Origin of the sequence: Actinoplanes regularis (genome assembly GCF_900188005.1) — a bacterium.
GTDB classification, from domain to species: domain Bacteria; phylum Actinomycetota; class Actinomycetes; order Mycobacteriales; family Micromonosporaceae; genus Actinoplanes; species Actinoplanes regularis.
Window position 1 is genome coordinate 280,075 of the sequence record NZ_FZNR01000005.1, and the last position, 25,920, is coordinate 305,994.

The 25,920-nt window shown below is 70.2% G+C and carries 26 protein-coding genes and 1 pseudogene; 14 read left to right on the forward strand and 13 right to left on the reverse strand.

Annotation, left to right across the window (positions count from 1 at the left end):
• Positions 1–112: 112 nt before the first annotated feature.
• Both CHC09_RS48835 and CHC09_RS16330 read left to right on the forward strand, forming a co-directional pair.
• Positions 113–405, forward strand: a pseudogene (locus CHC09_RS48835) (IS982 family transposase); the annotation flags it as partial.
• Positions 406–516: 111 nt separating this feature from the next.
• Entirely contained in the window at positions 517–1,647 is a 1,131-nt protein-coding gene (locus CHC09_RS16330; protein WP_089293949.1) for a glycoside hydrolase family 12 protein, read from the forward strand.
• Between the two features lie 532 nt (positions 1,648–2,179).
• Here CHC09_RS16330 and CHC09_RS16340 read toward each other — a convergent pair.
• From CHC09_RS16340 to CHC09_RS16360, 6 genes are all read right to left on the reverse strand, one after another.
• On the reverse strand, positions 2,180–2,590 hold the full coding sequence (locus CHC09_RS16340) for an arsenate reductase ArsC (protein ID WP_089293950.1): 411 nt from the start codon (positions 2,588–2,590) through the stop codon (positions 2,180–2,182).
• Between the two features lie 35 nt (positions 2,591–2,625).
• On the reverse strand, positions 2,626–3,369 hold the full coding sequence (locus tag CHC09_RS16345) for an aquaporin (protein WP_179277130.1): 744 nt from the start codon (positions 3,367–3,369) through the stop codon (positions 2,626–2,628).
• 43 nt (positions 3,370–3,412) lie between these two features.
• Entirely contained in the window at positions 3,413–4,090 is a 678-nt protein-coding gene (locus CHC09_RS16350) for an arsenate reductase/protein-tyrosine-phosphatase family protein (RefSeq protein ID WP_089293952.1), read from the reverse strand.
• Entirely contained in the window at positions 4,087–4,248 is a 162-nt protein-coding gene (locus CHC09_RS46320) for a hypothetical protein (RefSeq protein WP_179277131.1), read from the reverse strand. The genes CHC09_RS16350 and CHC09_RS46320 overlap by 4 nt, the downstream gene beginning before the upstream one ends.
• Positions 4,242–4,772 carry a hypothetical protein gene (locus tag CHC09_RS16355; protein ID WP_179277132.1) on the reverse strand — a complete coding sequence of 177 codons (531 nt, stop codon included), beginning with the start codon at positions 4,770–4,772 and terminating at the stop codon, positions 4,242–4,244. The genes CHC09_RS46320 and CHC09_RS16355 overlap by 7 nt, the downstream gene beginning before the upstream one ends.
• Positions 4,773–5,050: 278 nt before the next feature.
• Positions 5,051–5,410, reverse strand: a complete 360-nt coding sequence (locus tag CHC09_RS16360; RefSeq protein ID WP_089293954.1) for an ArsR/SmtB family transcription factor — start codon at positions 5,408–5,410, stop codon at positions 5,051–5,053.
• A gap of 117 nt (positions 5,411–5,527) precedes the next feature.
• Between CHC09_RS16360 and CHC09_RS16365 the strand changes: the two genes are divergently transcribed.
• The 6 genes from CHC09_RS16365 to CHC09_RS16390 are packed head-to-tail and all read left to right on the forward strand — an operon-like array spanning position 5,528 to position 10,599.
• Entirely contained in the window at positions 5,528–5,779 is a 252-nt protein-coding gene (locus tag CHC09_RS16365; protein WP_089293955.1) for a hypothetical protein, read from the forward strand.
• Positions 5,776–7,026 carry a M28 family metallopeptidase gene (locus CHC09_RS47105; RefSeq protein ID WP_203833087.1) on the forward strand — a complete coding sequence of 417 codons (1,251 nt, stop codon included), beginning with the start codon at positions 5,776–5,778 and terminating at the stop codon, positions 7,024–7,026. The genes CHC09_RS16365 and CHC09_RS47105 overlap by 4 nt, the downstream gene beginning before the upstream one ends.
• A gap of 21 nt (positions 7,027–7,047) precedes the next feature.
• Entirely contained in the window at positions 7,048–7,377 is a 330-nt protein-coding gene (locus CHC09_RS16375) for an ArsR/SmtB family transcription factor (protein WP_089293956.1), read from the forward strand.
• Entirely contained in the window at positions 7,374–7,877 is a 504-nt protein-coding gene (locus CHC09_RS16380; RefSeq protein ID WP_089293957.1) for a GNAT family N-acetyltransferase, read from the forward strand. The genes CHC09_RS16375 and CHC09_RS16380 overlap by 4 nt, the downstream gene beginning before the upstream one ends.
• A 35-nt stretch (positions 7,878–7,912) precedes the next feature.
• On the forward strand, positions 7,913–9,325 hold the full coding sequence (locus CHC09_RS16385; protein ID WP_089293958.1) for an FAD-dependent oxidoreductase: 1,413 nt from the start codon (positions 7,913–7,915) through the stop codon (positions 9,323–9,325).
• A 5-nt stretch (positions 9,326–9,330) separates the two neighbouring features.
• A complete protein-coding gene (locus CHC09_RS16390) occupies positions 9,331–10,599 on the forward strand; it encodes an MFS transporter (RefSeq protein ID WP_089293959.1) in 1,269 nt (422 codons plus the stop codon).
• Positions 10,600–10,631: 32 nt separating this feature from the next.
• Here CHC09_RS16390 and CHC09_RS16395 read toward each other — a convergent pair whose 3' ends face one another.
• The gene (locus CHC09_RS16395; protein ID WP_089293960.1) at positions 10,632–10,814 is read right to left on the reverse strand and encodes a hypothetical protein; all 183 of its coding nucleotides are present in this window, start codon (positions 10,812–10,814) and stop codon (positions 10,632–10,634) included.
• Between the two features lie 104 nt (positions 10,815–10,918).
• Here CHC09_RS16395 and CHC09_RS16400 point away from each other — a divergent pair, with 104 nt between their 5' ends.
• Positions 10,919–12,964: a putative bifunctional diguanylate cyclase/phosphodiesterase gene (locus CHC09_RS16400; protein ID WP_179277133.1), complete on the forward strand. Its 2,046-nt coding sequence runs from the start codon at positions 10,919–10,921 to the stop codon at positions 12,962–12,964.
• A gap of 119 nt (positions 12,965–13,083) precedes the next feature.
• Here the strand turns inward: CHC09_RS16400 and CHC09_RS16405 are convergent, their stop codons facing one another.
• Positions 13,084–13,959: an AraC family transcriptional regulator gene (locus CHC09_RS16405; RefSeq protein WP_089293962.1), complete on the reverse strand. Its 876-nt coding sequence runs from the start codon at positions 13,957–13,959 to the stop codon at positions 13,084–13,086.
• A gap of 9 nt (positions 13,960–13,968) precedes the next feature.
• Positions 13,969–14,400: an SRPBCC family protein gene (locus tag CHC09_RS16410; RefSeq protein WP_203833088.1), complete on the reverse strand. Its 432-nt coding sequence runs from the start codon at positions 14,398–14,400 to the stop codon at positions 13,969–13,971.
• Between the two features lie 410 nt (positions 14,401–14,810).
• Here CHC09_RS16410 and CHC09_RS16415 point away from each other — a divergent pair, with 410 nt between their 5' ends.
• Positions 14,811–17,006, forward strand: a complete 2,196-nt coding sequence (locus tag CHC09_RS16415; RefSeq protein WP_244911603.1) for an ATP-binding protein — start codon at positions 14,811–14,813, stop codon at positions 17,004–17,006.
• Between the two features lie 245 nt (positions 17,007–17,251).
• On the opposite strand, the gene CHC09_RS16420 is transcribed toward CHC09_RS16415, so the two are convergent.
• Positions 17,252–18,325, reverse strand: coding sequence for an alkene reductase (locus CHC09_RS16420; RefSeq protein WP_089293965.1), 1,074 nt, complete (start codon positions 18,323–18,325; stop codon positions 17,252–17,254).
• A 115-nt stretch (positions 18,326–18,440) separates the two neighbouring features.
• On the opposite strand from CHC09_RS16420, the gene CHC09_RS16425 reads away from it, so the two are divergent.
• A complete protein-coding gene (locus CHC09_RS16425) occupies positions 18,441–18,809 on the forward strand; it encodes a MerR family transcriptional regulator (protein ID WP_089293966.1) in 369 nt (122 codons plus the stop codon).
• 9 nt (positions 18,810–18,818) lie between these two features.
• Here the strand turns inward: CHC09_RS16425 and CHC09_RS16430 are convergent, their stop codons facing one another.
• Positions 18,819–19,487 (reverse strand): response regulator, encoded by a 669-nt coding sequence (locus tag CHC09_RS16430; RefSeq protein ID WP_089293967.1) that lies wholly within the window; start codon positions 19,485–19,487, stop codon positions 18,819–18,821.
• Positions 19,484–20,338: a sensor histidine kinase gene (locus tag CHC09_RS16435; RefSeq protein ID WP_089293968.1), complete on the reverse strand. Its 855-nt coding sequence runs from the start codon at positions 20,336–20,338 to the stop codon at positions 19,484–19,486. The genes CHC09_RS16430 and CHC09_RS16435 overlap by 4 nt, the downstream gene beginning before the upstream one ends.
• Before the next feature lie 100 nt (positions 20,339–20,438).
• Between CHC09_RS16435 and CHC09_RS16440 the strand changes: the two genes are divergently transcribed.
• The 3 genes from CHC09_RS16440 to CHC09_RS16450 all read left to right on the forward strand — a co-directional run bounded on the left by CHC09_RS16440 (position 20,439) and on the right by CHC09_RS16450 (position 23,575).
• Entirely contained in the window at positions 20,439–21,146 is a 708-nt protein-coding gene (locus tag CHC09_RS16440) for an ABC transporter ATP-binding protein (RefSeq protein ID WP_089293969.1), read from the forward strand.
• Positions 21,143–21,883, forward strand: a complete 741-nt coding sequence (locus tag CHC09_RS16445; RefSeq protein WP_089293970.1) for an ABC transporter permease — start codon at positions 21,143–21,145, stop codon at positions 21,881–21,883. The genes CHC09_RS16440 and CHC09_RS16445 overlap by 4 nt, the downstream gene beginning before the upstream one ends.
• 333 nt (positions 21,884–22,216) lie before the next feature.
• Positions 22,217–23,575, forward strand: coding sequence for a GGDEF domain-containing protein (locus CHC09_RS16450; protein WP_179277134.1), 1,359 nt, complete (start codon positions 22,217–22,219; stop codon positions 23,573–23,575).
• A gap of 455 nt (positions 23,576–24,030) precedes the next feature.
• Here CHC09_RS16450 and CHC09_RS16455 read toward each other — a convergent pair whose 3' ends face one another.
• On the reverse strand, positions 24,031–25,824 hold the full coding sequence (locus CHC09_RS16455; protein ID WP_089293972.1) for a TIGR03767 family metallophosphoesterase: 1,794 nt from the start codon (positions 25,822–25,824) through the stop codon (positions 24,031–24,033).
• Between the last annotated feature and the right edge of the window lie 96 nt (positions 25,825–25,920).

Here is a 25,920-nt window from a genome sequence, read left to right on the forward strand (position 1 = left end):
TCTCGACGGCATGGCTCAGTCGGTAGAAGTCCTTGTCGGACGCGGCGGGCGGCCGTCTTGGGAGCCTTGGCCTTGCGGTGCGCGTCCTGGTCCTTCTTGCTCGGGATACACCCTGATTGCGGCGTTGGAAGACGATCCTGACCTGCTCGCCGCCCGGCCGGGGTAGCTGATCATCGTGGACACGGGCTATATCTCCGCCGAACTCGACCGCCGGCTGGCCGAACGCGGAGCCCGACTGCTACGGCTGTCCTGCCGCAATCGGACCCCACACCCCGGCGAGCACCTGCTCAAGCCCGTCCGTCGGGGCTCGCATCGCCCAGCGGCTACTCGCCAGGACCGCCGCGATCTGGCAAACCGTGCCACCGGGCAGGCCCTGAACAGGTCCTGATCGCGTACGACCACTGACCTCGGTTACGACTTACTCGTGTAGGTCCGGCCGGCTCAACTTTCGACACATGTCGATATCTTGTAACCTTCTATGGGAGCGCTCCCAACCTCCCAGAAAAGGAGCTTTCCGTGCGACGTTTCCTCCGTGCCCTGATGGCCGCCGGCATCCTCGCCGCCGCGGGCATCACCGGGCTCACCCTCGCCGGCCCAGCCCAGGCCGACACCCAGATCTGCGACCAGTACGGCTCGACGACGATCGGCGGCCGTTACGTCGTGATGAACAACCGCTGGGGCACCAGCGCCCAGCAGTGCATCAACGTGACCAGCACCGGCTTCGCCATCACCAGCCAGCAGGGCACCGGCAACACCAGCGGCGCGCCGGTGTCGTACCCGGCGGTCTACTACGGCTGCCACTACACCAACTGCTCGCCGGGCACGAACCTGCCCATTCAGGTCAGCCAGATCAGCAGCGCGACCAGCAGCATCAGCTACAACTACGTGTCCGGGGCGACCTACGACGCGGCGTACGACATCTGGCTCGACCCGTCCCCGAAAAAGGACGGCGTCAACGCCCAGGAGATCATGATCTGGTTCAACCGGCAGGGCTCGATCCAGCCGATCGGCTCACGGGTCACCACCGCCACCATCGGCGGCCGCACCTGGGACGTGTGGACCGGCAGCAACGGCTCCAACGCGGTGGTCTCGTACGTCGCGCCGTCGCCGATCACCAGCTGGAGCTTCAGCGTCCTGGACTTCATCAACGACACCAAGACCCGCAGCTCGGTCACCAACTCGTGGTACCTGACCAGCATCCAGGCGGGGTTCGAGCCGTGGATCGGCGGCGCCGGACTGGCGGTCACGAACTTCTCCGCGGCGGTCAACGGCGGCGGCCCCGCGCCGAGCAACCCGTCCTCCCCGTCGCCGAGCACGCCCAGCGGTGGGGCGGCCTGCCGGGTCACCTACGCCACCAACGTCTGGGACACCGGCTTCACCGCTGACGTGAAGGTGGCCAACACCGGGGGTAGCGCGCTCAACGGCTGGACGCTTGGGTTCACACTGCCGGCCGGGCAGTCCATCACCGGCTCGTGGAACGCGACACTGAGCGGCACGTCCGGCGCGATCACGGCCCGCAATGTGAGCCACAACGGCAGCGTGCCGGCCGGCGGCAGCACTTCGTTCGGGTTCCAGGGCACGTACAGCGGATCTTTCGCCAGCCCGTCGGCCTTCACTCTGAACGGGACGACCTGCTCCCGGGGCTGAGCTGACCGGGGCCGGGGACGCGACTTCCGGCGCGTCCCCGGCCGCGTCCGCCGCCATCCGGGCATAGCGCTCGGCGATGTCCGCCGGCGCCGGCCCCGCATCAGCGCCAGCTCGCAAAAGACCGGCGCGCGGGCCGTGACAAGCACGGTGCGCGCGTCGGCGTCCAGGCCCGCGCGGGTGATCACGACAGCGGCCCGGGCATACCGGTCCTCCCAGAACGACCGCAGTACGTGCGCGGCGATCAGCGTCCGCGCGATCGACGGCCGCTCGGTGAGTGCGGTGACCGCCTCCCGGTTGATCGCGGCGAGGCACCGACCAGCGACCCGGTGTCCAGCGGCTCCCACGGCTGCTCACGTGCCGCCTCGACGATGTCGGCCAGCGAGCCGCCGGTAAACGGTGGTCCGCTGCACGCCCGAGCGCGCGGCGACGGCGTCGACGGTCAGCGCGTCACATCCCTCGTCCTCGCCGACGAAGGCAGCTATACGCTCGCGCCGATGGTCCGTTGGGTGCAAACCGGGCTTGATGCGTCTGATCAGGCGGTCGGGAGCAGATCGGTGAGCAGGACTTCGATCCGGGCTTTGATCTCGTCGCGGATCGGGCGGACGGCGTCGACGCCCTTGCCGGCCGGGTCCTCGAGTTTCCAGTCCTCGTAGCGTTTACCGGGGAAGACGGGGCAGGCGTCGCCGCAGCCCATCGTGATGATCACGTCGGACTCCTGGGCTCCTTCCCAGGTCAGTTTGGTGGGGGTCTGGTCGGTGATGTCGATGCCGACCTCTTGCATCGCCTGCACTGCGGCCGGGTTGATGGTCTCGGCGGGGGCGGAGCCGGCGGAGCGGACCTCGACTCGGTCGCCGGCGAGGTGGCGTAGCCAGCCTGCGGCCATCTGGGAGCGGCCGGCGTTGTGGACGCAGACGAACAGGACGGTGGGCTTGGTGTCGGTCATGGCTGGTTCTTCCTCGAGTGCGGGGAGAAATCGGTTCAGGGCCGGTGGGCGGCTTGATCGATGGGGTGGGCGACCACGATGTCGTCCGCGCTCCGTCCGGCGTCCGGATAGAAGGCCAGGAGCAGGCCGACGCCGATGAGTAGTCCGGCCAGCTGTGCGATGACGAAGCCGGGCACCGAGGCTGGGGCGATGCCTGCGAAGGTGTCGGTGAAGGCGCGGCCGATGGTGACGGCTGGGTTGGCGAAACTTGTCGATGAGGTGAACCAGTAGGCGGCGCCGATGTAGGCGCCGACCGCGGCCGGGGCCACTGCGGCTCTGCCGGATCGGCCGAGGGCGAAGATCAGAAGGAGCAGGCCGGCGGTCGCGACGATCTCGCCGAGCCACAGGTTGCCGGCCGAGCGTTCTTTGCTCGCGAACGTGACCGGGGCCAGGTCGAACATCAGGTTCGCCAGGACTGAGCCGGCGATCGCCCCGGTGGTTTGTGCCGCTGCGTATCCGGCGAGGTCTCGGCCGGGCAGCCCGGTGCCGGTGCGGCGGCCGAGGAACCAGTCCGCGGCCGACACGACGGGGTTGAAATGAGCGCCGGAGATCGGGCCGAACGTGAGGATCAGCGCGCTGAGCGCGAACGCGGTGGCGACCGAGTTCTCCAGCAGCTGCAGGCCGACGTCGTTCGGGGACAGTCGCGAGGCCATGATGCCGGAGCCGACGACAGCGGTGACCAGCAGCGCGGTGCCGAGGAACTCGGCGAGCAGTCGCCGCCACGATGCGATGGTGTGCATGAAATGTGACTCCGGTCGGTGGTGGGGGCGCGGTGCCGGGTGGTCAGCGGCCGGATCGGGCCGGAGTGATCCGGTCGATGCGGCCGGCGAGATCGGTGTAGGTGGCCTCGAAGGCGGCATCGGTGTCGATGCGGGACGGGTCGGGGATCGACCAGTGCAGGCGGGGCCGGGCCGCGCTGGTGAGGTCTTCGTGGGCGTTGTCGCAGACGGCGATGACCAGGTCGCCGTCGTGCAGCACGTCGTCGACGTGGTGGGTGCCGGCCGGGTCGAGGGTGAGGCCGTGTTCGCGGGCGATCCGGATCGCACGGGGATGCACGCACGGCGCGGGGTGCGTGCCGGCGGAGGCGACCGATCCGCCGATGCGGTCGCGCCACAGGGCGGCGGCCAGCTGGGAGCGGGCCGAGTTGTGGGTGCAGACGAACACCACCCGTTCGGCGCCGTCCAGGCGCGGGGCGGTCAGTATCGACAACACGCCGGGCGCCAGGTGCAGGTAGGTGCGACGGCGGTCGCCTTCGGAGCGGGTCCGGGCGATCAGACCCGCCTCCCGCAGCACCTTCACGTGATGGGCGACCAGGTTGGTCGGCATACCGAGCTCGGCGGCGATCTCGCCGGGGGAGGCGTCGCCGAGCGTGAGGGCGTCGACGATCGCCAGCCGGGCCGGGTCGCCGAGCGCGGCATGCACCCGGGCCCGCGCCTGCAACGACGAAGATTCAGCATTCATTGACTCAATAATGACTGAGCCAATTTGTCGAAGGCAAGTGAACGCCGGGTGAACGTCTGCGTGCTGATCGGGGTGGTGGCGATCAAGCTGACCCCCGTTGCCGGCCGCCGGTCTCCGGCGTTCTCGATCGGGTGCAGCAAGGGTGAATCGGTCAGCATGCGGGGACGCTGGGGGCCTCGTTGTCACCGATGAAAGTGATCGGCTGCTCGAGTGGAAGATCACGGGTAGTGGCGATGCCCAGCCAGCTGATCCTGAACCGGAGGAATTCAATGGTGAAGCTGTTGCCATCCATGGGCGGCTGGCACGTCATGGTCAGCGACCAGTGGACGGTCGCCTCCTCTTCGGGGGCGAGCGTCACCTGCTTCTGTGCGGTCGCCGACCCGTTGAAGCCGGGGATGCCCGGCTCGAAGGTGACCTGCTGATGTGAGAGCCATTCGAACGTGTCGACGTCGAGGCCGTGCAGGGTGAAGGGCAGGTGACCGTCGTTGCGGACGCTGAAGGTGGCGGTCACCGTCGCGGCGTGCCTGCCACGTACCACCATCCGGGTGTTCGTCACGCCGTCGTTGGCCCACGACATGCCCTCGCCAGGACCGATCAAGCCGCCCTCGCCCATCCGAGGGTTGCCCCACCATACGAAGGAGGTGGCGGCGGCTGCGACAACGAGCACGACAGCGGCGATCACCAACCGGCGGCGCCGCTTTGGCCGCGGGCGTGGATCGGTCACCGTGGTCGTGCTGCCTTCAGTCGTATCCATCCTGATCTTCCTGTGCCGGTGGGCTCCGCCGTAGAAGATCGTGTCACGCAGTGTCGAGCCGGTTCGGGGATCTGTCCCCGGTTCGCGAAGGGCCCTGCCTGGTATTAGAGATGCTTCCCAGGCCACCGTGACCGGCGTTGCGGCAGAGCCTGGGTCAGTCAGGCGGCCTGTTTCGTCGGAGCGTCGATCGGATGCGGCTGCGCGGGTCAGGTGAGCAGAGTTGCCAGGCGGCGGAGCATGTCCTGCCGTGGCCGGTAGTAGACCCAGCTCGCCCGGCGTTCGGCGTCGACCAGACCCGCCTCACGCAGGGTTTTCAGGTGGTGCGAGATGGTCGAGCCGGACACGTCGAAGGCCGGGGTGAGGTCGCAGACGCAGATCTCCCCGTCCGGGGCCGAGGCGATCATCGACATCAGCTGCAGCCGGACCGGATCGCCGAGAGCTTTGAAGGCCGCCGACAGGTTCACGGCGGTGGCCGAGTCGATGCGCTGCTGGGCCATCGGAGGGCAGCACGGCACCTCCGCTTCCGGGTTCGAGGAGACGGGGGCAGGAGAGGCCGGTTTCGACATGAGTCGAGTTTGACAAGCGTCGAATCCGTATGCAAGTCTTGATTTCGAGAGTCATCGAATCCAGCGGTTATCGAAACCGCTTCGGTGCCCGCGTTCCTCGAGTCAAGGAGACCCGCGATGAGTGACACCACCACCACCACCACCACCACCACCACCGGCGGCTTCACCGGTGACCCGGCCGCCGCCCTGACCGTGACCGGCGCGAGCGGCTGCTGCGGTACCACCCCCTCGGCAGCCGTCACCGAGCCGACGGCGACGAGTTCGGCCCCGTGTTGCGGCACCGCAGCCGAGGCGACCGCCGAGGGTTCCTGCTGCGGTAGTGCCGCCAAGACCGAGGCGGCCGCCGCAGGGCACGGCTGCTGCGAATGAACACGCCCACCATCGGGCCCGGCGGTCTGGACCGGTTGCTGGCCGGGATCGACGCCGACCGGATGACCGCCACGGTCGCCACGCTCGCCGGACCCGCGTTCACCGGGCGGCGTGCCGGCAGCCCCGGCGGCCTGGCCGCCCGGACCTGGCTCGACCGGCAGATGGCCGTCCTGGGCGCACAGGTGACGACCGCGCCGTTCGAGGTCCGGGCCGTCCCGCAGATCCACGCCGCGCCGGAGGCCACCTGGCACGACGGCAACGGTTCGCACTCGCTGGTGTTCGGCCGTGCCGTGATGCCGCATCCGGCCTCGGCCGACCTGCCGGTCGTCCGCCGTGGCGGGCTCGCGGTCGCAGGCTCGGGCGATCCGGTCGGGCGATGGCTGCTGGTCCCGGCCGGGATGTCGCTGTTCGACGCGTACGGCCATGCCGACGGCGCGGCCGGCCTGCTGATCGCCCGCGACACCGACCCGGACGGCTGGCACTACACGGTGCTGGCCGGCTCTGATCCCGGCCCGCTGCCGATCCTGACCCTCGACCGCGCGACCCACACCACGATGACCACGGCTGCTGGCACCGGCGTCGGGTGGCTCGCGGCGACCACCCCGATCCGCCGTGTCGACGTGACCGCCGCGAACCTGCACGCCACCTGGCCGCAGACGAGCGGTGCAGGCGTTCAGGTGCTGCTCACCGCGCACTTCGACGGCGTCGGTGACCATCCCGGCCTGCGTCAGCCCGCGGCGTCGGACAACGCCACCGGCGTTGCCGTCGTCCTGGAAGCCGCCCGGATCCTCGTTCCGGCGCTACCGGAGGGGATCGGGCTCGCTGTCGCGCTCCTGGACGCGGAGGAGGTCGGCGCCCTCGGCTCCGCCCACCACGCCGGACAGCTCCGCAGGGCCGGCGCGACCCCGCTGGTGATCAACGTCGACGGCGCCGGACATCTGGGGGCGGCGGCAGCTGTGGAGGCCGGCGGGCCCGTGCATCGGCTGCTGGCGCTGCTCGACCAGGCCGGACGGCACACCGGGTTGTCGCTGACGGCCGGGCCGGTCGCCTCCGACAACCGCCGCTACGCCGCCGCCGGCCTCGCCGCGGTCGGGATCGGCGCCGGGATGGGCGGCTACCACAGCCCCGCCGACACCCCTGAGCGCGTCGACCCGGCCACGCCGGCCGCGGTGTGCCGCCTGGTCGTGGCAACCGTGTGGCTGACCGCCACCAGCACATCTACACTTTCATCGTTGATCGGCGATTGACGATGATGTGGGTGAGGGTGAATGGCCGAGCTGTTGGCGCGCGAGACCGCGCAGATGTACGCGTCGTGGTTCCGGGCGCTCGCGGACCCGTCCCGGGTGCAACTGGTGGAGTTGCTGGCCCGGGAGAACCGGCCGATGCCGGTCGGGGAGATCGTCACCGCGATGGGGCTGGCCCAGTCCACCGTCTCCCAGCATTTGAAGATCCTCGCCGAGGCGCGGTTCGTACTGGCCGAACCGGTCGGCAACGCCCGCCACTACCGGATCAACACCCGCTGCATCGACTGCTTCCCGTCCGCCGCCGACGTCGTGATGGGCAAACCCGCCCCGGCCACCAACGGAGGCTGCGCATGACCGCGATCGTGCGGCCGATGACCGCCGCCGACGCAGCGCCGGTCCTGGCGATCTATCAGACCGGCCTCGACAGCGGTGACGCCAGCTTCGAACACACCGCCCCGACCTGGGCAGCCTTCGACAACACCCGGCTGCCCGAACACCGCCACGTCGCCATCGGAGCCGACCACACTGTCCTCGGCTGGGTCGCCGTCTGCGCGGTCTCCGCCCGCTCCGTCTACGCCGGCGTCGTCGAGCACTCCATCTACGTACACCCGCAAGCTCGCGGCCGCGGCATCGGCCGAGCCCTGCTCGACGCCCTGATCCGATCCACCGAGACGGCCGGGATCTGGACCATCCAATCCGGAATCTTCCCGGAGAACACCGCCAGCCTCGCCCTGCACCACGCCTGCGGATTCCGCACCGTCGGCGTCCGCGAACGCGTCGGCCGCCACGCCGCTCGCGGCAACCAGTGGCGCGACGTCGTCTTCATCGAACGCCGCAGCCCGCACATCAACTGACCCGCAGCACACCCTTCCCAGACAGGAGCCTTCTCGTGTCCAGCCAGCTCTCCGCCCTTCCCGTCGTGGTCATCGGCGCCGGCCCGGTCGGCCTCGCCGCCGCCGCCCACCTCACCGAACGCGACCTGCCGTTCCTCGTCCTCGAAGCCGGCGACACCCCGGCCGCCGCCGTCCGGCAATGGGGTCACGTGCGCTTGTTCTCGCCCTGGCGATACAACATCGACCAGGCCGCCGCCCGCCTGCTGAACGAGGCCGGCTGGGTACGCCCCGACGACGACAAACTGCCCACCGGCGCCCAACTCGCCGCCGACTACCTGCAACCGCTCGCCGACCTGCCCGCGCTCAAGCCACACATCCGCTACGGGGCCAGGGTCGCCGCGGTCACCCGCCTGGGCCTCGACCGGGTCCGTAGCCTCGGCCGGGAGAACACCCCCTTCCTCGTACGGCTCGCTGACGGCACCGACCTCCACGCCCAAGCGGTCATCGACGCCTCCGGCACCTGGAGCACCCCGAACGTGCTCGGCGCCTTCGGTATCCCCGCGCACGGCGAGACCAGCGCGACGGCGTACGTCGACAGCGCCCTGCCGGACGTCTTGGACCGCGACCGCGACCGATACGCGGGCAAGCGGATCCTGGTGGTCGGTGCCGGGCACTCCGCCGCCAACACCATCCTGGCCCTGGCCGCCCTTGCCGAGCAGGCACCCGGCACCGAAGTGACCTGGGCAGTGCGCTCCAGCGCCCCGACCCGCACCTACGGCGGTGAGAGCGCCGACGCCCTCCCGGCTCGGGGAGCCCTCGGCACCCGGCTGCGTGAGCTCGTCGAAACCGGCGCCATCACCCTGCTCACCCGCTTCCTGGTGCAGCGCGTCACCACCGACGGCCACACCGTGCGGGTATCCGACGGCGACCGCACCATCACCGCCGACCGGATCGTCTCAGCGACCGGCTTCCGCCCCGACCACACCATCACCGGCGAACTGCGCCTCGACCTCGACCCGATCCTCGGCTCCACCCGCACCCTCGCACCCCTGATCGACCCGAACGAACACTCCTGCGGCACCGTCCCACCGCACGGCGCCGACGAACTCACCCACCCCGAGCCGGGCTACTTCGCCATCGGCGTCAAGAGCTACGGCCGCGCCCCGACGTTCCTGCTCGCCACCGGCTACGAACAGGCCCGCTCCGTGACCGCGGCCCTGGCCGGAGACTGGGAAGCCGCCCGTGATGTGCAGCTCGACCTGCCCGAAACCGGCGTCTGCAACAGCAACCCGGTCGAGGCCGAGGACACCATCGGCGCGGGCGGCTGCTGCGGCGAATCCGCCTCGGCGGTCGAGCCCGCGGGGCGGGGGCTGGCGACCGGTATCGCCGGCGGGCTGCTCACCGTCCCGGTACAGCTGATCACCCTCGACGAAAAGCCGGCCGGGGACCAGGCCGGCACCTGCTGCTGAACCCGGTGGGCCGCACGAACCCGCCGGCCACCGGTGGCCGGCGGGTGTTTCACGGCCGGCGGATCGTCGCCACCTTCGCGATCACCCAGACCATCGGCTACGGCGCCCTCTACTACGCCTTCGCCGTGCTGCTGCATCCCGTCGCGGCCGACCTGCACACCAGACCTGCCGCGGTCACCGGAGCCTTGACCACGGCGATCCTGGTGCAGGCGGCCATGGCAGTGCCGGTCGGCAGATGGCTGGACCGCCACGGCGGCCGCGCCCTGATGACCGCCGGCAGCATCATCGGCGCGAGCATGCTCGTCGCCTGGTCGCAGGTCACCGCGGTGTGGCAGCTGTATCCGGTGTTCGCCGGCCTCGGCACCGCCATGGCCATGGCCCTCTACGAGCCGGCCACCGCAGTCCTCGTCTCCTGGTTCGACACCACCGGCCGGCCCCGCGCGATCCTCGCGATGATCGTCGTGGCCGGATTCGCCAGCACCATCTTCATGCCCCTCACCGGCTGGCTCAACGCCCAACAGGGCTGGCGCACCACGCTGCTCATCCTGGCCGCCCTGTACGCGACCGTCGCCGTACCCCTGCACTGGCTCGCGGTCCGCCGGCCCCCGGCGGACCCACATTCCTCTCACCGGGGCGAACCGGCGGATCGTCGCACTCTCATCCGCTCCGCTGTCCATGACGGGCGCTTCTGGTGTCTCGCCGTGGCGTTCGTCGCGCATGCCGCCGCGATGAGCAGCATGACCGTGCACCTGGTCGGCTTCCTGGCCGGCCGCGGCCACCCGGCGACCTTCGCCGCCACCATCGCCGGGCTGCTCGGCGTCCTGTCGGTCACCGGTCGCTTGCTGCTCACCGTCGCAGGCCATCGCCGACGGCTGTATCGGATCGTCGCCGCGATCTTCGCTCTACAAGCCACCGCCGCATTTCTTCTGCCCGCTGTGGTGGGAAGCCGCCTTGGAGCGATCACCGCGGTCGTGGCGTTCGGGCTCGGGTTCGGCATCTCCAGCCTCGCCACCCCACAGTTGCTCGCCGAGCGCTACGACACCACCGCCTACGCCAGCATCGCCGGCGCTCTCGCGGGACCGGTCACCCTCGCCAAAGCCGGTGCGCCACTGCTGGCCGCCAGCCTCCTCGCCACGACAGGCAGCTACCTGAGCGTCATGCTGGCCATCGGCACATTCAGCCTGATCGCCGCCGCCGGCATCTTGACCCGAGCCGACACCCCGCCGCCGGCCATCACCGCAACCCTGCCCGCCGATGCCGCCAGGCATACCTGAGCTCGCGCCTCACCGCGCCAACGCGACCGTGCTCACCGCCCCCGCCGCGTACCGGCCAGCATCCGTCGGAGCACGAAAGCAGCGGCCCGGTCCACCCCGCGCAGCGTGACGGAGGCGAAACTGCGCTGCCGCTCCAAGCCGACGAACCCGAGCCCCGCGATCAGGGTCGACAGCCCGCCTGGATGCCGTGGCAGACCCGGCTCGTTCGAGAGCACCTCCTGGGTGAGTGAAATCGCCAGCGTCTTTGCTCAGAACCGTTGGTCCGCGACCGATCGGTGGCCAGGAGAATGCTGACTGGCGCAGGGTGTGATGATCTGTGGTGAGCGACGCGAGCGCGGCTGTGGCTTCCGTCGCCGTGGCGGGAGATGCCTGGTTCCAGGCCCTGGTGGATTTGTGTCCCGACACCATTTTTGTGATCTGCGACGGGTATCACGTATACGCGAATGCCCGAGGGCTCAGGCTGCTGGGCGCCCGCACCATCGCCGACCTGCAGGATCGACCGGCGATCGAGTTCCTGCATCCGGATTACCGGGACCCCGGCGCCGCGCGGATGCGCTCGCTGACCGCGGACGGTGAGGCGATGCAGTACGTCGAGGAGAAGCTGATCCGTCTCGACGGACGGGTGGTCGACACCGAGGCCGCCGGTACATTGTGGGAGTTCGAAGGACGCCCGGCGGCGCTTATCGTCACCCGTGAGATCACCGAACGCAAGCAGGCGGAGGCCGAACTCGCCGCCGCCCAGCAGCGCTTCCGCGCCGCGTTCCGCAACGCGCCCGCCGGAATGGCGATCCTCGATGCAAACGGATCGGTGACAGAGGCGAACCCGGCGCTGGAGGCGCTGCTCGCCGAGCCCGCCGACAGCATCTTGGGCCGGCCCTACTGGCAATGGATCGACGAAACCGACCGGCAAGCCGCACGATCCGCCTTCCGCGCCCTAGCCGACGAAACGATCGACTCCATCCGCGGGGATCTGCGAGTCCGCCGGTCCGACGGCACGGAGGCCTGGATCCACGCTTGCGTCGCGGCGCTCGCCGACAACGGCTCGTTCGTGGCGCACCTGAGCGACGTGACCGTCGCCAGGAACCAGGCGGCCCAGCTCAAGGACCTGGCCATGACGGACGCCCTGACCGGCATGGCCAACCGGCGGCGGCTCGAGGAGGAACTGCAGACCGCTTTGAACGCCGGCCCGGCACAGGTCGCCCTGCTGGACCTCGACGACTTCAAGGGCGTCAACGATCGGCTCGGGCACGGCGTCGGCGATCAGCTCCTCTCCGTTCTCGCCGGCCGCCTGAGCTGCGCCTTGGGCCAGGAGGCGCTCGCCGCCCGGATGGGCGGCGACGAGTTCGCCGTCATGATGCCGGGAGCCTGCGACGCGGCGGCCGACCTCACCGTCTCCCGGCTGGCCGAGACCCTGCGCACACCGGTCCGGGTGGGTGAGTACGAACTCCTGGTCAACGCCAGCATCGGCGTCGCCGACAGCACCGGCACCATGGATCCGTACGAGGTGCTACGCCGCGCCGACGTGGCGATGTACGTGGCCAAGGAGTCCGGCGACCGGTATCTCCGCTACCGCGAGGAATACGACTCGGCGTCCGACGAGCAGGCCCGGCTCGGCGCGGAGCTGCGGACCGCGCTGGACGCCGGCCAGTTCCGCGTCTACTACCAGCCCGTCGTCGAGCTGCCGAACGGGCGTTTCCGGGCGGTGGAGGCCCTGGTCCGCTGGGAGCACCCGACCCGCGGGCTCGTCGCGCCGGACCAGTTCATCCCTACCGCCGAACGCAACGGCCTCATCGTCGAACTCGGCACGTGGGTGCTGCGGACCGCATGCGCCCAGGCCGCACGGTGGATCGCCGAGCTCGGCGACCTGGCGCCGGACCGGGTCAGCGTCAACGTCTCGGCACGCCAGCTCAATCAGCCCGGCTTCGCCCATGTCGTCACGGCGGCGCTCACCGAGACTGGCCTGTCCGCGGAGCGACTCATTGTCGAGGTGACCGAGACAGCGGTCTTCAACGGTCGCCGTGCCGTGCAAACCCTCGATGAGCTTCGCACGCTCGGTGTACGGATCGCGCTCGACGACTTCGGCACCGGCCACTCCTCACTCGGGTTGCTGCAGACCGTTCCCGTTGACATCCTCAAGGTCGACAAATCGTTCGTCAGCAACATCACCATGGCCGGCCGGCACGCCGTCATCGCCACCGCCCTCATCCAGGTCGCTGACGGGCTGGGGCTGACCGCGGTCGCCGAAGGCGTGGAGACGGCCGAGCAGGCCGCCGAGCTGCACCGTCTCGGCTACCGCCTCGCACAGGGCTACCACTTCGGCAGACCCGGGCCGAACCTCGCCCTCGACCTTGCCGGGCCTCATTAGATCGCCATCTGTCGATGGATCTTCTTGTGGAGGCGAGCGAATAGAAGATCCGCAAGTCGCTCGACTTCATGTGAGGGGGCGAAGTGGGCGTGGCCCGAAGCGGTCGAGCCCTACCATTCTCAGCCCTGGGAGCGGAGCCGGTACTGCGACGGGCGAACGCCGAACTCACGGAGGAAAGCCGTGGACAGGTGGGAAGGGCTGGAGAAGCCGCACCGCGCGGCGACTGCGGTGACCGTACGGCCGGCGTCAAGGAGCCGGGCGGCTTCGCGTACGCGCAATCGCGTGAGATGACGACCTGGCGTTTCCCCCGTGGCCCGCTTGAAGACACGCAGGAAGTGGTACGGACTGAGATTGGCCGCCGTGGCAAGGTCCGCGAGGGTCAGCGGGTCGCCGAGGCGTTCCCGCATCAGGGCAACCGCATCGCGTACGCGCCCATCCTCACGACCCGCCGGTGCGTCCAGCCGCCGCCCGCCGTAGTGCGTAACGAGGTGTGCGGCGAGGAACTCGGCGGCGATGTCGCCGTACATGGGGTCGGCCCGCTGCCCGGCGGCGGCCGCGAGCGAGTTCAGCAGGGGCGCGAGCAACGTGTCACCGGGCCCGTCCCGCCGGCCCGGCTTGGTCTGGGCGCTGACTCGGTCGACGATGTCGGCGGGCACGTGGACGTGCACGCTGCTCATCGCGGCGGACGTGGTGTAGCGCACCTCGGTGGGAACCCCTGGGGTGGCCCGGCCCACCAGGCCCGGGACGATCGCAGACTTCTGCCAGCCGTCGGCGGAGCGCACCTGCATCGTTCCAGCGCCCCGCGTGATCGCCCAGAAGTGGTGATCGGACGACGCGGGCAGATTGATCACATCGGTGGCGGGCCGGTGGTCGAAGCGTTGCACGAACAGAGATCGCCAGCCTGCCTCGTCCCAGCTCGACAGCCGCCGGGTGACGTGCGGCTCCATGTCGAAGCCGGTATAGCCGCCCTGGTCGAACCGCTCCCCACGATGCACTCGGCAAGCCTACGCAGCCCGGGCGAGTCCCTCCACCATCCGGCGCATCGTCCGGTTCATCAGCGGCCGCATGAACAGATGCACCCCGAACGCCACTTCGTACGTCCCGCGCCAGCGGATCGAAGTGCCGCCGGCCGCGGCCGGACTGAGCCGAATCTCCGCCCGATAGTCACGTAGGTACGGGTTTTCGGCGTCCACGTACGCGAAAAGCCGGCACGGTTCCAACTCCACGATCCGCTCGCTGGTGACGACCCGGCCGGTGCGAAACGCCCGCACAGCGCCTACTCCGTCATGTCCGTCGTCGGCGAGGTTCGCGGACCTCTCGGCCATGAGTTCGTCCACAGTGCCCCATTTCGGCCAGCTGCTCGCATCGACAAGCAACGCCCAGATCCGCTCGGGAGCAGCCGGTGATTGCGCCTCGACGTCGTAAGAACCCATCATGATCAATACGTTAGCGGCGTGCCATCGGCACACGCGACCACGTCATTGCTCTTCGCATGCACAATATTGCGCTGCTGCCGAGACGGTGCGGAGCCCGGGCCCTTGCCGGCCTCGGGAGCGCTGAGACAGCTGTTCCCGCAGCTCAGACCCACCGCTCCGCTGGCCGTTGGTGCCCGTTCGCCATCCTCGGTCGCCGGATGGAGTGGCCATCGTCCTGCTTTCCGGTGGTGTGTGGGATCCATGTCAGCGGTGACGGTGGCCGAAGATATGAGTGGCGACCTGGCTGCAACCTTCGGGCACCGTGCCTGCGCCGGAGGACCTCCAACCTTGGAGGTTGCTGCCCGCAAGGGGGCGGCTGGGACGGGGGCATATACGTGGGTCACGCGGGAGCGCAGCAGTCAGCGGCAGCGGTGCCGGCCGCTGCCGGCGGGGTGTCGGTGTATCGCGGTGCGGAGCGTTTCCGGGCGATCGCGACGTCGCTGGTGCGGACGGCCGGATTCGCCGCGGTGTACGCGGCGGCGATCATGGTGGGCCGTTTGACCGTGGTGGCTGACACCCGGCTGGCGCTGGTCTGGCCCGCGTCGGGTGTGGCGGCAGCCTGGTTGTGCAGCCGGCGTCGCTCCCGGGCGTGGTGGGTCGATGCAGCCGCGCTGACCGCGATCGCGTGGGCCGGTAACGCGGTCACGGGCGCGGGCCTGGCCCTGAGCGGGGTGCTGGCGGTAGCGAACCTGGCAATGGCTGTGATGTTCATGTGGCTCCTGGGTCGCTTGCGTCCCACGCTGTGGGGTGGTGGCGGCAGCCGGCGGCTGTCGAGCGGGTGGGAGTTGGGCAGCCTGCTGGGCGTCGCGATCGTTGCCGCGGCCGTGGGCGCGGTGATCGGTTTGACCGGCCTGTGGCTGATCACCGGCCATGGGTCGTCGATCATGCTCGCGGACTGGATGGCCCGCCACGTCACCGGCATGTTCGTGATCGGTTCGGCCGGGCTGTGGTTCGGCCGGGTCTTCGCCGGCATGGCGGCTCGGAGCACCTCACCGCGCTGGTGGTGGCGCACCCTTGATGGAGCGGTGCGTGCGATGCCGGGCCGGCGGGTCGGTGAGTACCTGGCCGTGGTCGTGGGCTCGGTGCTCGCGTACCTGGTCGGGTTCGTCTACGACGGGGGCCTGCCTCTGGCGTTCCCGCTGATCGCGGTGACCGTGTGGGCGGCGCTGCGGTTGTGCACGAACTTCGTCGTGCTCCACAATCTGGCTCTGGGTGGCGTGGCAGTGCTGTGCACGTGGTGCGGAATGGGTCCGCTCGCCGCTGTCGGTGATCCCTACGTGCGTGCGCTGGTGGCGCAGTTGTTCGTTCTTCTCATCACCACGGTTGGCCTCATTCTCGCGCTGGGGCGTGACGAGCGGGCGGAACTGCTGGCCGCGTTGACCGCGCAGAAGGAGCAGGCGGCCCGGCACGGCGCACTGATGGACGCCATCATCGACTCGATGGCGGACGGACTGTCCCTCGTCGACGCGGAGGGCCGAGTCGTGCTGCGTAACCCAGCCGGTAAGCGCCTGTTCGGGGCCGCCGCGACGGTCGGCGAGGCCGGCCGCAGGATGCGGCACCTGGACGGCAGCCCGGTCACCGCGGACGCGTTGCCTACGGCCCGGGCACTTGCCGGGGAGAAGACCGGTCCGGTCGACCTGCTGGTGATGGATCCGGACAGCCAGGACACCCGGGTCGTCCGGGTCTGCGCGACCCCGCTGCCGGACGGGGAGGGCGCTCGCCGTGCGGTCGTGCTCTACCAGGACGTCACCGCCGAACGCCGCCACCGCGACCAGCTCGCCGGCTTCGCGGGCTCGGTCGCCCACGACTTGCAGAATCCGTTGACCACCGTCGAGGGCTGGACCGAGGTCGCCACCGATGCTCTCGACACCGCCGGGGCCGGGCCCGGCCTCGACCGTGCGCGCGACAGCCTCGGCCGGGTCACCCGCGCCGCGGCCCGGATGCGCGGGCTGATCACCGACCTGCTCGTCTACACCGCCGCTCGCGACGAGGACCTGACACCGGCCCGGGTCGACCTGACCGATCTCGTCGACGACATCGCCGCCGCGCGCACGGACGCCGCGATCGCGTCCGGTGAACCGGCGCCGCGGGTCACTGTGGGCGAGCTCGACCCGGTGCACGCCGACGCCGCCGCGGTCCGGCAGCTGCTGGACAACCTGGTCGGCAACGCCATCAAATACACCGGGGCCGGGGTTACGCCGCAGGTGAGCGTCACCAGCATCGGTCTCGGCGACATGGTCCAGGTCACCGTCGCCGACAACGGCATCGGCATCCCCGCCGGGCAGCACGAGGCCATCTTCGACGACTTCCACCGTGCCCACCCGGGCACCGGATACACCGGTACCGGGCTCGGTCTGGCCATCTGCCACCGCATCGCCACCCGCCACGGCGGTGGCATCACCGCCCATGACAACCCCGGTGGCGGTTCCCGGTTCATCTTCACCCTGCCTGCCACCGACCGCCTCGGCGCACTGGCCGAGGTTGCCGCACCGCTGATCCTGCCGACCGCGCCCGCCGGTGCCTCGCGCCCTGCCCCGACCATCGCCACGCTGGCCCACGCCGCCTGACAGGCGGCAGCCTGGCGACAGCCCGCGACCACCGCGGCGCGAGGCGAACAACCGCCCCGTGGAGATCGGCACCGTCGCCGCGGCAGCGGCCTCGAGGCCGCTGCCGTCGCTGGACGGTCGGACCTTACCCAGAAGTCGCCTGCCCGGTGCCATCCGGGACACCAGGCAAGGCCCCGGCGACGGAGGTGGCGGGGCGATGCGCCGGCCGGCGCGTGGAGCGCCGCGGTGGCGGGGTTCGAGGGCGGTCAGCCCTCGTGCCGGTACGCGGGATAGGTGAGGTATCCCTGGTCACCACCCACGTACCAGGTCGCCTGGTCGTCCTCCGCGATCGGGAGATTCTGCCGCAGCCGTTCCACGAGGTCGGGGTTGGCGATGAAGGCGCGACCGAAGCTGATCAGGTCGGCGCCCAGTCCGAGCCACCGCTGGGCGGCCGTCCCGTCCGCCTTCTTCGGGCCCATCGGGAACGCCGGGTTGACGATGAGGGTGCCGGGCCAGGCACGGCGTAGCCCGACCAGCACCTCCTCGGCGGTGGTGAGCTCCAGGTGGACGTAGGCCAGTCCGAGCGGTGCCAGTTCGGCGAGCAGCGCCGCGTACATCTCGGGCACCTCGGTCTCGGTGGCGCCCCAGATACCGGCGCCCGGCGAGAGCCGGATCCCGGTTCGGTGGCCGCCCACCGCCTCGACCGTCGCGGTCACCGCTTCGACGGCGAACCGGATCCGATTGGTGACGGATCCGCCGTAGCGGTCGGTGCGCAGGTTGGCCGTGCTGGAGAGGAACTGGGAGATCAGGTAGCCGTTCGCGCCGTGCAGTTCCACGCCGTCGAAGCCGGCGTCGACCGCGTATCGGGCCGCCCTGGCGTAGGAGTGTGCGTGCTCGGGCACCTCGGCGGTGTCCAGCGCCCGCGGCACCGGCGCGGGCTTGCGGCCGGTCGGCGTGAAGAGATCGCCGACCGCCGGGACGGCGGACGGGCCTACCGGCTGCATTCCGATCGTCTCCGGATGCGACACCCGCCCGCCGTGCATGAGCTGGGCGAAGACGCGCCCGCCGTTGGTGTGCACCGCGTCGGTGACCTGCTGCCAGGACTTGGCCTGCTCATCGGTGTGCAGGCCGGGCGTCCCGGGGTTCGACTGTCCCACCACGCTGGGCTGCACGCCCTCGGTCACGATGAGCCCCGCGGTGGCCCGCTGGGCGTAGTAGGTCGCCATCGACGGAGTCGCCAGACCGCCCGCGGCGGCCCGGACCCGGGTCAGCGGGGCCATCACCACGCGGTTCGGCAGAACCATTTCGCCGAGCTGGTACCGGTCGAACAGGGTCGTCATCACGAACTGCCTTCCAGGAGCGTCGCGCCCGCCCGCCGGACGCGCCGCTACGCTAAAACCTGACACTGACGTCAGATGCAAGCTTTGCGAAGCGGATCACAGCTAGGAGGCCACGATGCGGATCGGTGATCTCGCGGCGCGGACCGGGGTGAGCGTGCGTTCCCTGCGCTACTACGAGGAGCAGGGGCTGCTCGTCAGCACCCGCAGCCCGAGCGGCCAGCGCCGGTATACCGACAAGGAGATCGACCGGGTGCGGTTCATCCAGCGGCTGTACGCCGCCGGGCTCACCAGCCGTACGATCGCCGAACTGCTGCCGTGCGTCGACTCGCCGACCGCCCAGAACGCCGACGCCGCCTGGGAGCAGTTGCACCAGGAGCGGGACCGCATCACGCAACACATCGAGGAACTCGCCCGGGCCCGCGACGCGCTCGACCAGCTGATCGCCATCAACCGGGAGCACCGGTCCCGGCTCGCCGCCGGATGAGGACCGGTGTCAAAGGTGGCGGGGACCGACAAGGCCGTTCTCGTAGGCGGCTATGACGAGTTGGGCGCGGTCTCGGGCGTGGAGTTTGGCCAGCAGGTTGCCGATGTGGGTCTTTACGGTCTTGATGGAGATGGCGAGGGCGGCGACGATCTCCTGGTTGGAGAGACCTCGGGCGATCAGGAGTAGTACCTCCGTCTCGCGGTCGGTGAGGATGCGCAGGTCAGGGTTGGGGTTTGCGGCCGGGCGGCGGACGTAGTGGTCGACCAGGCGGGTCAGGATGGCGGGGGCGAAGAGGGATTCGCCGGCGTGGGTACGGCGTACGGCGTCCAGCAATTCGCCGGGGTGGGCGTCCTTCAGGAGGAAACCGCTGGCACCGGCCCGCAGCGCGCCGTATACGTACTCGTCCAGTTCGTACATGCTCAGTACCAGGACGCGGCTGGCGGCCAGCCGGGGGTCGGCGGTGATCTCGCGGGTGGCCTCGATGCCGTCACCGCCGGGCATCCGGAGGTCCATGAGGATCACGTCGGGGCTGAACTGCCGGGCCAGGCGTACGGCCTCGGTGCCGGTGGCGGCCTGCGCCACGGTGGTGAGGGCCGGATCGCCGTCAACCAGGATGGCCAGGCTGTGGCGCAGGAGCGGCTGGTCGTCGGCGATGAGCACGCGGATCTCGGCGGTCACGGGCTCTCCCGGTCGGGTATGCGGGCGGTCACGCGGAAGTGGCCCTGCTCCGGACCGGCGTGCAGCGTCCCGCCCAGTGCGGTCACGCGTTCGCGCAGGCCGGCGAGTCCGTGGCCGGAGCCGGGTTGCGGGCGCCAGCCAGCGCTCGGCCCGGAGTCCTCGACGTCCACGACGATCGATTCAGCGTCCCGGTGGACGCTGATCCGCGAGCGGCCGGGGCCGGCGTGCCGGACGGTGTTGTTCAGGGCCTCACGGACCACGGCACAGACGGTGAGCTGAGTGCCGGGGGACACGTCGCCGACCTCGTGGAGGCGCAGGGACGTGGTCAGGCCGGCGGCGTTGGCGGCGTCCACGATCGTGGGGAGGTCCGTCAGGGTCTCGGCCGGGCGTAGCGGTGCCGCGCCCGGAGCCCGCAGAACCCCGAGCATCCGGCGCAGTTCGATGGTGGTCTCACGGCTCGCGCGTTCGATGTCCGCCAGGGCGCTCGTGCGCTCGGCATCGCCTTCCGGGCCGCGCACGCTGCGGGCGGCGGCAGCCCGGACGGTGATCAGCCCGAGCCCGTGCGAGACCAGGTCGTGCAGGTCGGCAGCGATCCGGAGCCGTTCGGTCTGCGCCGCCCGTTCCGCCGCCCAGGCCGCGAGTTCCTCCTCGTACCGATGGCGTTGCGCCCGCGTCCGTGCGAAGGCCCAGCCCAGCACCGAGACGGTGAGCGCGAGAGCAACCGCGGGCACCACCCGGCCCGCGCCCGGTCCATCGATCCCGGTCGCGACCAGGAACAGCGCGAACACGCCCAGCAACGGGAGCGCGACGGCCCACACGCGCGAGCGCCACGACGGCCGGCCGGGATCCATCGTCGGATTCTAGGTTCGGCCTCGCCCACGGGGCATCGGTCCACGGTCTGAGAGACCTGGGCCCGATGCTCAGCGGGGCGTTCACCACTGGAATGGCGGCATGATCTCGATCGACGGTCTCACCAAGAGGCACGGAGGGCGCACCGTGCTCTCAAATGTCACCTTCCGCGCCGAGCCGGGGCGGGTGACCGCCTTCCTCGGCCCGAACGCGGCGGGCAAGTCGTCCACCCTGCGCATCCTGCTCGGCCTGGACCGGCCCACCGCCGGCACCGCACTGGTCGGCGGACGCCCCTACCGGAGTTTTCGCGAACCGCTGCGTACGGTCGGGTCAATGCTGGGCGGTTCCGGCGCGCACCGGTCGCACACTGCCCGTGGGCACCTGCGCTGGGTGGCCCGCTCCAACGGCATCCCCGACCGTCGCGTGTCCGAGGTGCTCGAGCGGGTCGGGCTCGCGGACACCGGGCGTACCCGGATCGGTCGTTTCTCGCTCGGTATGCAGCAGCGGCTCGGACTGGCCACGGCGCTGCTCGGCGAACCGGCCGTCCTGGTGCTCGACGAGCCCGCGAACGGTCTGGACCCGGAGGGTGTCCGCTGGATGCGCGGCCTGGTACGCGACCACGCCGCCGCTGGTGGCACGGTCCTGCTGTCCAGTCATCTGATGAGCGAGGTCGCCGAGGTGGCCGACGATCTGGTCGTCATCGCCGCGGGCCGGGTCGTGGCCGGCGGCCCGCTGACCCGGATCACCGCCGGGTACGCGACGCTCGAGGACGCGTTCTTCGCCCTGACCGGAACCGGAGGCGTGCGATGATCCTGCCACGTGTCGTCTCGGCCGAATGGCGCAAGACCGTGACCCTGCCGGCGTCGTGGACCGGCGCCGCCGTCGCGCTGCTCGGATCGCTGCTGATCACCATGCTCAATGCGTACGCCGTGCACGCCGACCCGGGCGGCCGGGCCTTCGTCGCACCGCTCGAGATCGCGTTCACCGCGATGCCGTTGGGTACGGTCGGGGCCACGGTCATCGGGGTGAGCGTGTTCAGCAGTGAGTACACCAACGACCGGCGGATCACGACCAGTCTCGCCGCGGTGCCGGGCCGCGTGCTGACCCTGGCGGCGAAGGCGATCGTCGTCGTCCTGTTCATCGCCGTGGTCGCCGCGGTCACGATGCCCCTGACGATCGGCGCCGCCCGCCTGGTGATCGGCGAGACCGTCAGCGTCCCCGAGGCGGTGGCGCGCTGTCTCGGTGCCACCCTCTTCTGGATTCTCAGCGGCCTCATCGCGCTCGCGATCACGGTTTTCACCCGCAGCGGCGTCGTCCCGCTGGTGGTGCTGATCGTGAACAGTTCCCTGGTCTCGTTCTCCCTGCTACTGAGCAAGATCAGTTCGCTCGGCTTCTGGCTCCCGGATATGGCTGGGCGCCGGCTGTTCGGTGGTGTCCAGGCCACCGAGGGCGGTCTCGGCACCGTGCCGGGAGCTCTGGTCATGGCGGCTTGGACCGTGCTCCTGCTGGCCGCGGCCACCGCTGTCTTCAACCGCCGTGATGCCTGAGCCGCAAACTTCGCCGGTACTCGCACGGTTCAAACATTTAATAACGTTAAGTATTGGCATGATAGCAGAAAGTGATCAATGTCTTAATCGTCATGCGTCCGTTTCTTAGACCTATTGGGATAGATCAACTTGTACGGACGGCCCTGCACCGCCGGAACCTTTCGGTCCAAAGTGATGGCCGTGAATTCCACGGGTATGGCAGGTTCGTTCAACCGATCGGCCCCGTCGGCCTCAGCATCCGCCTGGTTCGGGACGTGGGGCGTCATAGCGATCGTCGGTTTTCTTCTGCTTCCCTACGCCGGGCTCGGCGGCGACGGGCAGAACCTCTACTACATGGGAATCAGCGCTGCCACCACCTGGGCGGTCATCGCCGGAGCACAGCGTGTGCGCCGTTCACGGCGGTTGCCATGGCTGCTGCTCGCCGCGGGACAATTCTTCTACACCGTCGGCGACGTCGCCTACTACGTCGCCCACGCGGTCTTCGACAGTGACGCTTTCCCGTCCGTGGCCGACCTGTTCTATCTGCTGCAGTACCCGCTCGTGGGTGCGGCGCTGGTTCTGCTGGTACGCCGGCGGACGCCGGCCTGGGACATGGCGACCCTGCTGGACGCGGCGATCCTGGCGCTCGGTCTCGGAATGCTCTGGTGGGTCTATCTGATCGGACCGCTCGCCACCGACTTCGACGCGTCCGAGTCGCTGGCGAGCGTTCTGGTCTCCATCGCCTATCCGGTCATGGACCTGATCGTGCTGGCCACCGCCATCCGGCTCGCCGTGGGTGCCGGCTCCCGCTCGACGGCGTTCCGCCTGTTGATGGCCAGCCTCCTGGCCATGCTCGCGGCCGACATGCTCTACGGGCTGCAGACCGCCAGCGACACCTACCGGGACGGTGGAGCGCCGGACGTGCTGTGGCTCAGCGAGTACGTGCTTCTCGGCGCGGCCGCTCTGCATCCGAGCATGCGGACCTTGGACCGGCGGGCCAAGGTGGCGCTGCCCAACGTCACGGCCGGCCGCGTGATCCTGCTGTCGCTCGCGGCCCTGCTCCCGATGGTGGTGCTCTACGCGCGGTACGTCACCGAACAACACGCCGGCGCACCGATCGTCCTGCTGTGCGGTGTCAGCCTTTTCGCCCTCGTGATCACCAGGATGTGGATGGTTGTCGGCATCCAGCGGCGGCTCGCGATCGTCGACGATCTGACCGGCCTTAATGCCCGGGGCGTGCTGTTGTCCCACCTCGACCTGGAGGTCGATCGGGGGCGGGAACATCGGCAGGGGGTGGGCATCATTCTGCTCGACGTCGACCAGTTCAAACTCATCGAGCAGATCCACGGACAGCCCGGTGGGCACGAGGTACTCGCCGATCTGGCGCACCGGCTGGTCCGCCTCTGCGGGACCGCCGCGATCCTGGGACGGATGGGCGACAACATGTTCGCCGCCGTTCTGCCCGGCTACAACGGCGCCTACCTCAAGAGTGCCGCGATCCGCGTCCGAGAGGTGGTCGAGAGGGAGAAGTTCGCCGTCGGCGACCAGGAGGATGTCCGGGTCACCGTGTCGATCGGACTCGCCAGTCTGCACGACGACGGCACCAGTTCCAGCGAACTGCTCGAGCACGCCGAGCTGGCGCTGCGACGGGCCAAGTCGGCCGGCCGTAACCGCGTCTTCAGCACCGCCGGAGCCGTCGAACTGCGCCGGTAACGGCGCCACGAATTCAGAACGTCGACGCACCGGGACCCCGGCCGGCGGCGGCCGCCCGACAGGCGCCCGAGCGGGCAGGCAGCTCCCGGCGGACCCTGCTCCGGACATCGGCGGCGTCCGTTGCGGCGCTGGGGCTACCTCAACGGTGCGGTCGAGGCCGGCCAACGAGCAGCACAGGAGATCTCGCCGACCTCGGCTGAACCACAGGTGAGCCGGCGCCGCCCGCGAGGCCGGCGGCTCGATGAGCCGCCGGCCACGACCATACCGGCGTCAGGAGACCGGGACGGGCCTCTGACTGACGACCGTGTCGGTGTCCGGGCAGTCCTCGGGGGCGATTGTGCTGCCGGCCGTGGGCTGCGCGCACGCCGGCTCGGATTCGCTGGACGACGGGCACCCGGCCAGTGACAGCACCGCGGTGGCCGCGATCAGGATCCGTCGCAGTGAGTGATACAGGGTCAGCTCCCGCTCATCGCGGCGACCGGGGCGCCGTGCCGGCCGCGTGCCGAGACCGGGTCCGGCAGGAGCAGTTCCACATTGCGGTCCGTGAGATCGCCGCGGCGCGCGTCTGTCCGGTCCGATACGTCGTTGGCGGCCAGTTCGCGGGAGAGCGAAGCCAGCGGCGCGGTCCCGGTCAGCCGACTGCCCGGGGAGATCGGGCCGCTGTGGTCGACGATCGTGCAGAAGATCGACAGGGTGTCGTCCAGATTGTCGACGACTTCGACGATCCTCGACTGCTGCGGCCAGTCGATGTGCGCCGCCGTGTTGATCTCCCAGAAGCCGCCGCCGACGGCCGCCCCGGACGGGCGGGCATGGGGCAGCACCTGGTTGCGGTGTGTGTGCCCGTTGACCCAGGCGATCACGTTGGGATAGCGCAGCAGCAGATCCCGCACCTGTGCGCCGCCGATCCGGTCGCTGCCGGCGGGCACGTTGGTCATCGTCTCGATGGTGTGGTGACTGAAAATGATCACGTACTGGTCGGCGCCGCCCCGGTGGCGCGTCACCTCGCCCGCCGGGGTCAGCCACTGGCGACTCGCCGCCTGCAACTGCGCCTCCAGCCAGGCGAACTGCGCCGGGTCCAGCGATCCGTCGGAGCCGCCGCCGCTGTTGACCGTGTCCAGCACGATGCCACGCACCCGGCCTCGGTGGAACGTGTAGTGGGCGGTCCCGGCAGCCAGGTTCGCAGCCGTGAAGCCGTGCCCGACCGGGCCTCCGGTGGTCCGGAAATGCTCGCTGATGGTGGTGGCGCGGTCCACGATCCGGCGCTGGGCATCGGGCGTGACGATGCGCCGGCCGCCCTCCGCCAACTGCTTCGCCACCGCGGCCGGATCCTGCCGCAGCAGCCCGACGATGAACTGCACCTGCGTGGACAGCGGCGCCTCCAGGATCGAGGGCGGCAGACTGGTCAGCTTCACCGGGCCGGTCGCGATCTGTTGCAACAGGTCGTTGCCGGGCAGGTTGCCCTGCACCAGACCGTCGTGGTTGCCGTAGACGGCGTACCACGGCAGGCCCAGACCGGCCGCCCGGAACGGCGCCCGGGCGGCATCGAGCAGGCCCGGAACCCGCGGGAATCCGTACGCCGCGGTGGGCTGGCCGTACCCGCTCTCCGGATGCCAGTAGTACGGGTCCGGTGCCACGTCGTCCTGCACGCCCTCGTACCGTCCGGGGTCACCGGAGTCGGGCCGTACCGTGCGGCCGTCGAGCAGGTCGATGTACCAGCGCAGCTCGTTGAACTGGCAGTTGTCCGTGTTGTCCCCGGTGGCCACGGCGAACCCGACCGGTGCGCCGGTCGCCGGACCGCGGCGCACCCGGCGCAACTGGGCCGCCATCGCGTCCGCCACCTGCGCGCTCAGCAACTCCTGGGAACGGTGGGCGCTGGAGAAGTCCGACAGGCCCGGAACGGCGCTGTACCGATCGAGGAATTCGAACCGGGCCGGCGACTGCACGTCCATCACGTGCACATCGGAGAGCTGAGCGAAGCAGGTCAGGACACGCCGACGGCGGCAGGCGTGGCGGGACACGCCGGCCAGGTCGCCACGGAACAGGAACGGTTCGCCGGGGGCGGCGGTCAGGCGTGCGTAACCACCGGCGCCGGCCGGGCCTCGGACGACAGTGCGCGCGAGGGTCGTCCCGGCGCCCGGGCCGGCATGGGCGGAGGCGGATCGCTGCGTGTACGGATCCAGCGCTCCGGCAACGGTCAGCCCGGCCGCGCCGAGTGTGCCATTGATGATTGTGCGCCTGGTAAGTCCCACGCCATGCCCCTTTCGAACCGCCTCGTTGCAGTCCCTCCACCATTTCGATCAGATTTCCGGGCCGCAATCAGCCGAAGGTACTGCCCCTCATCGATG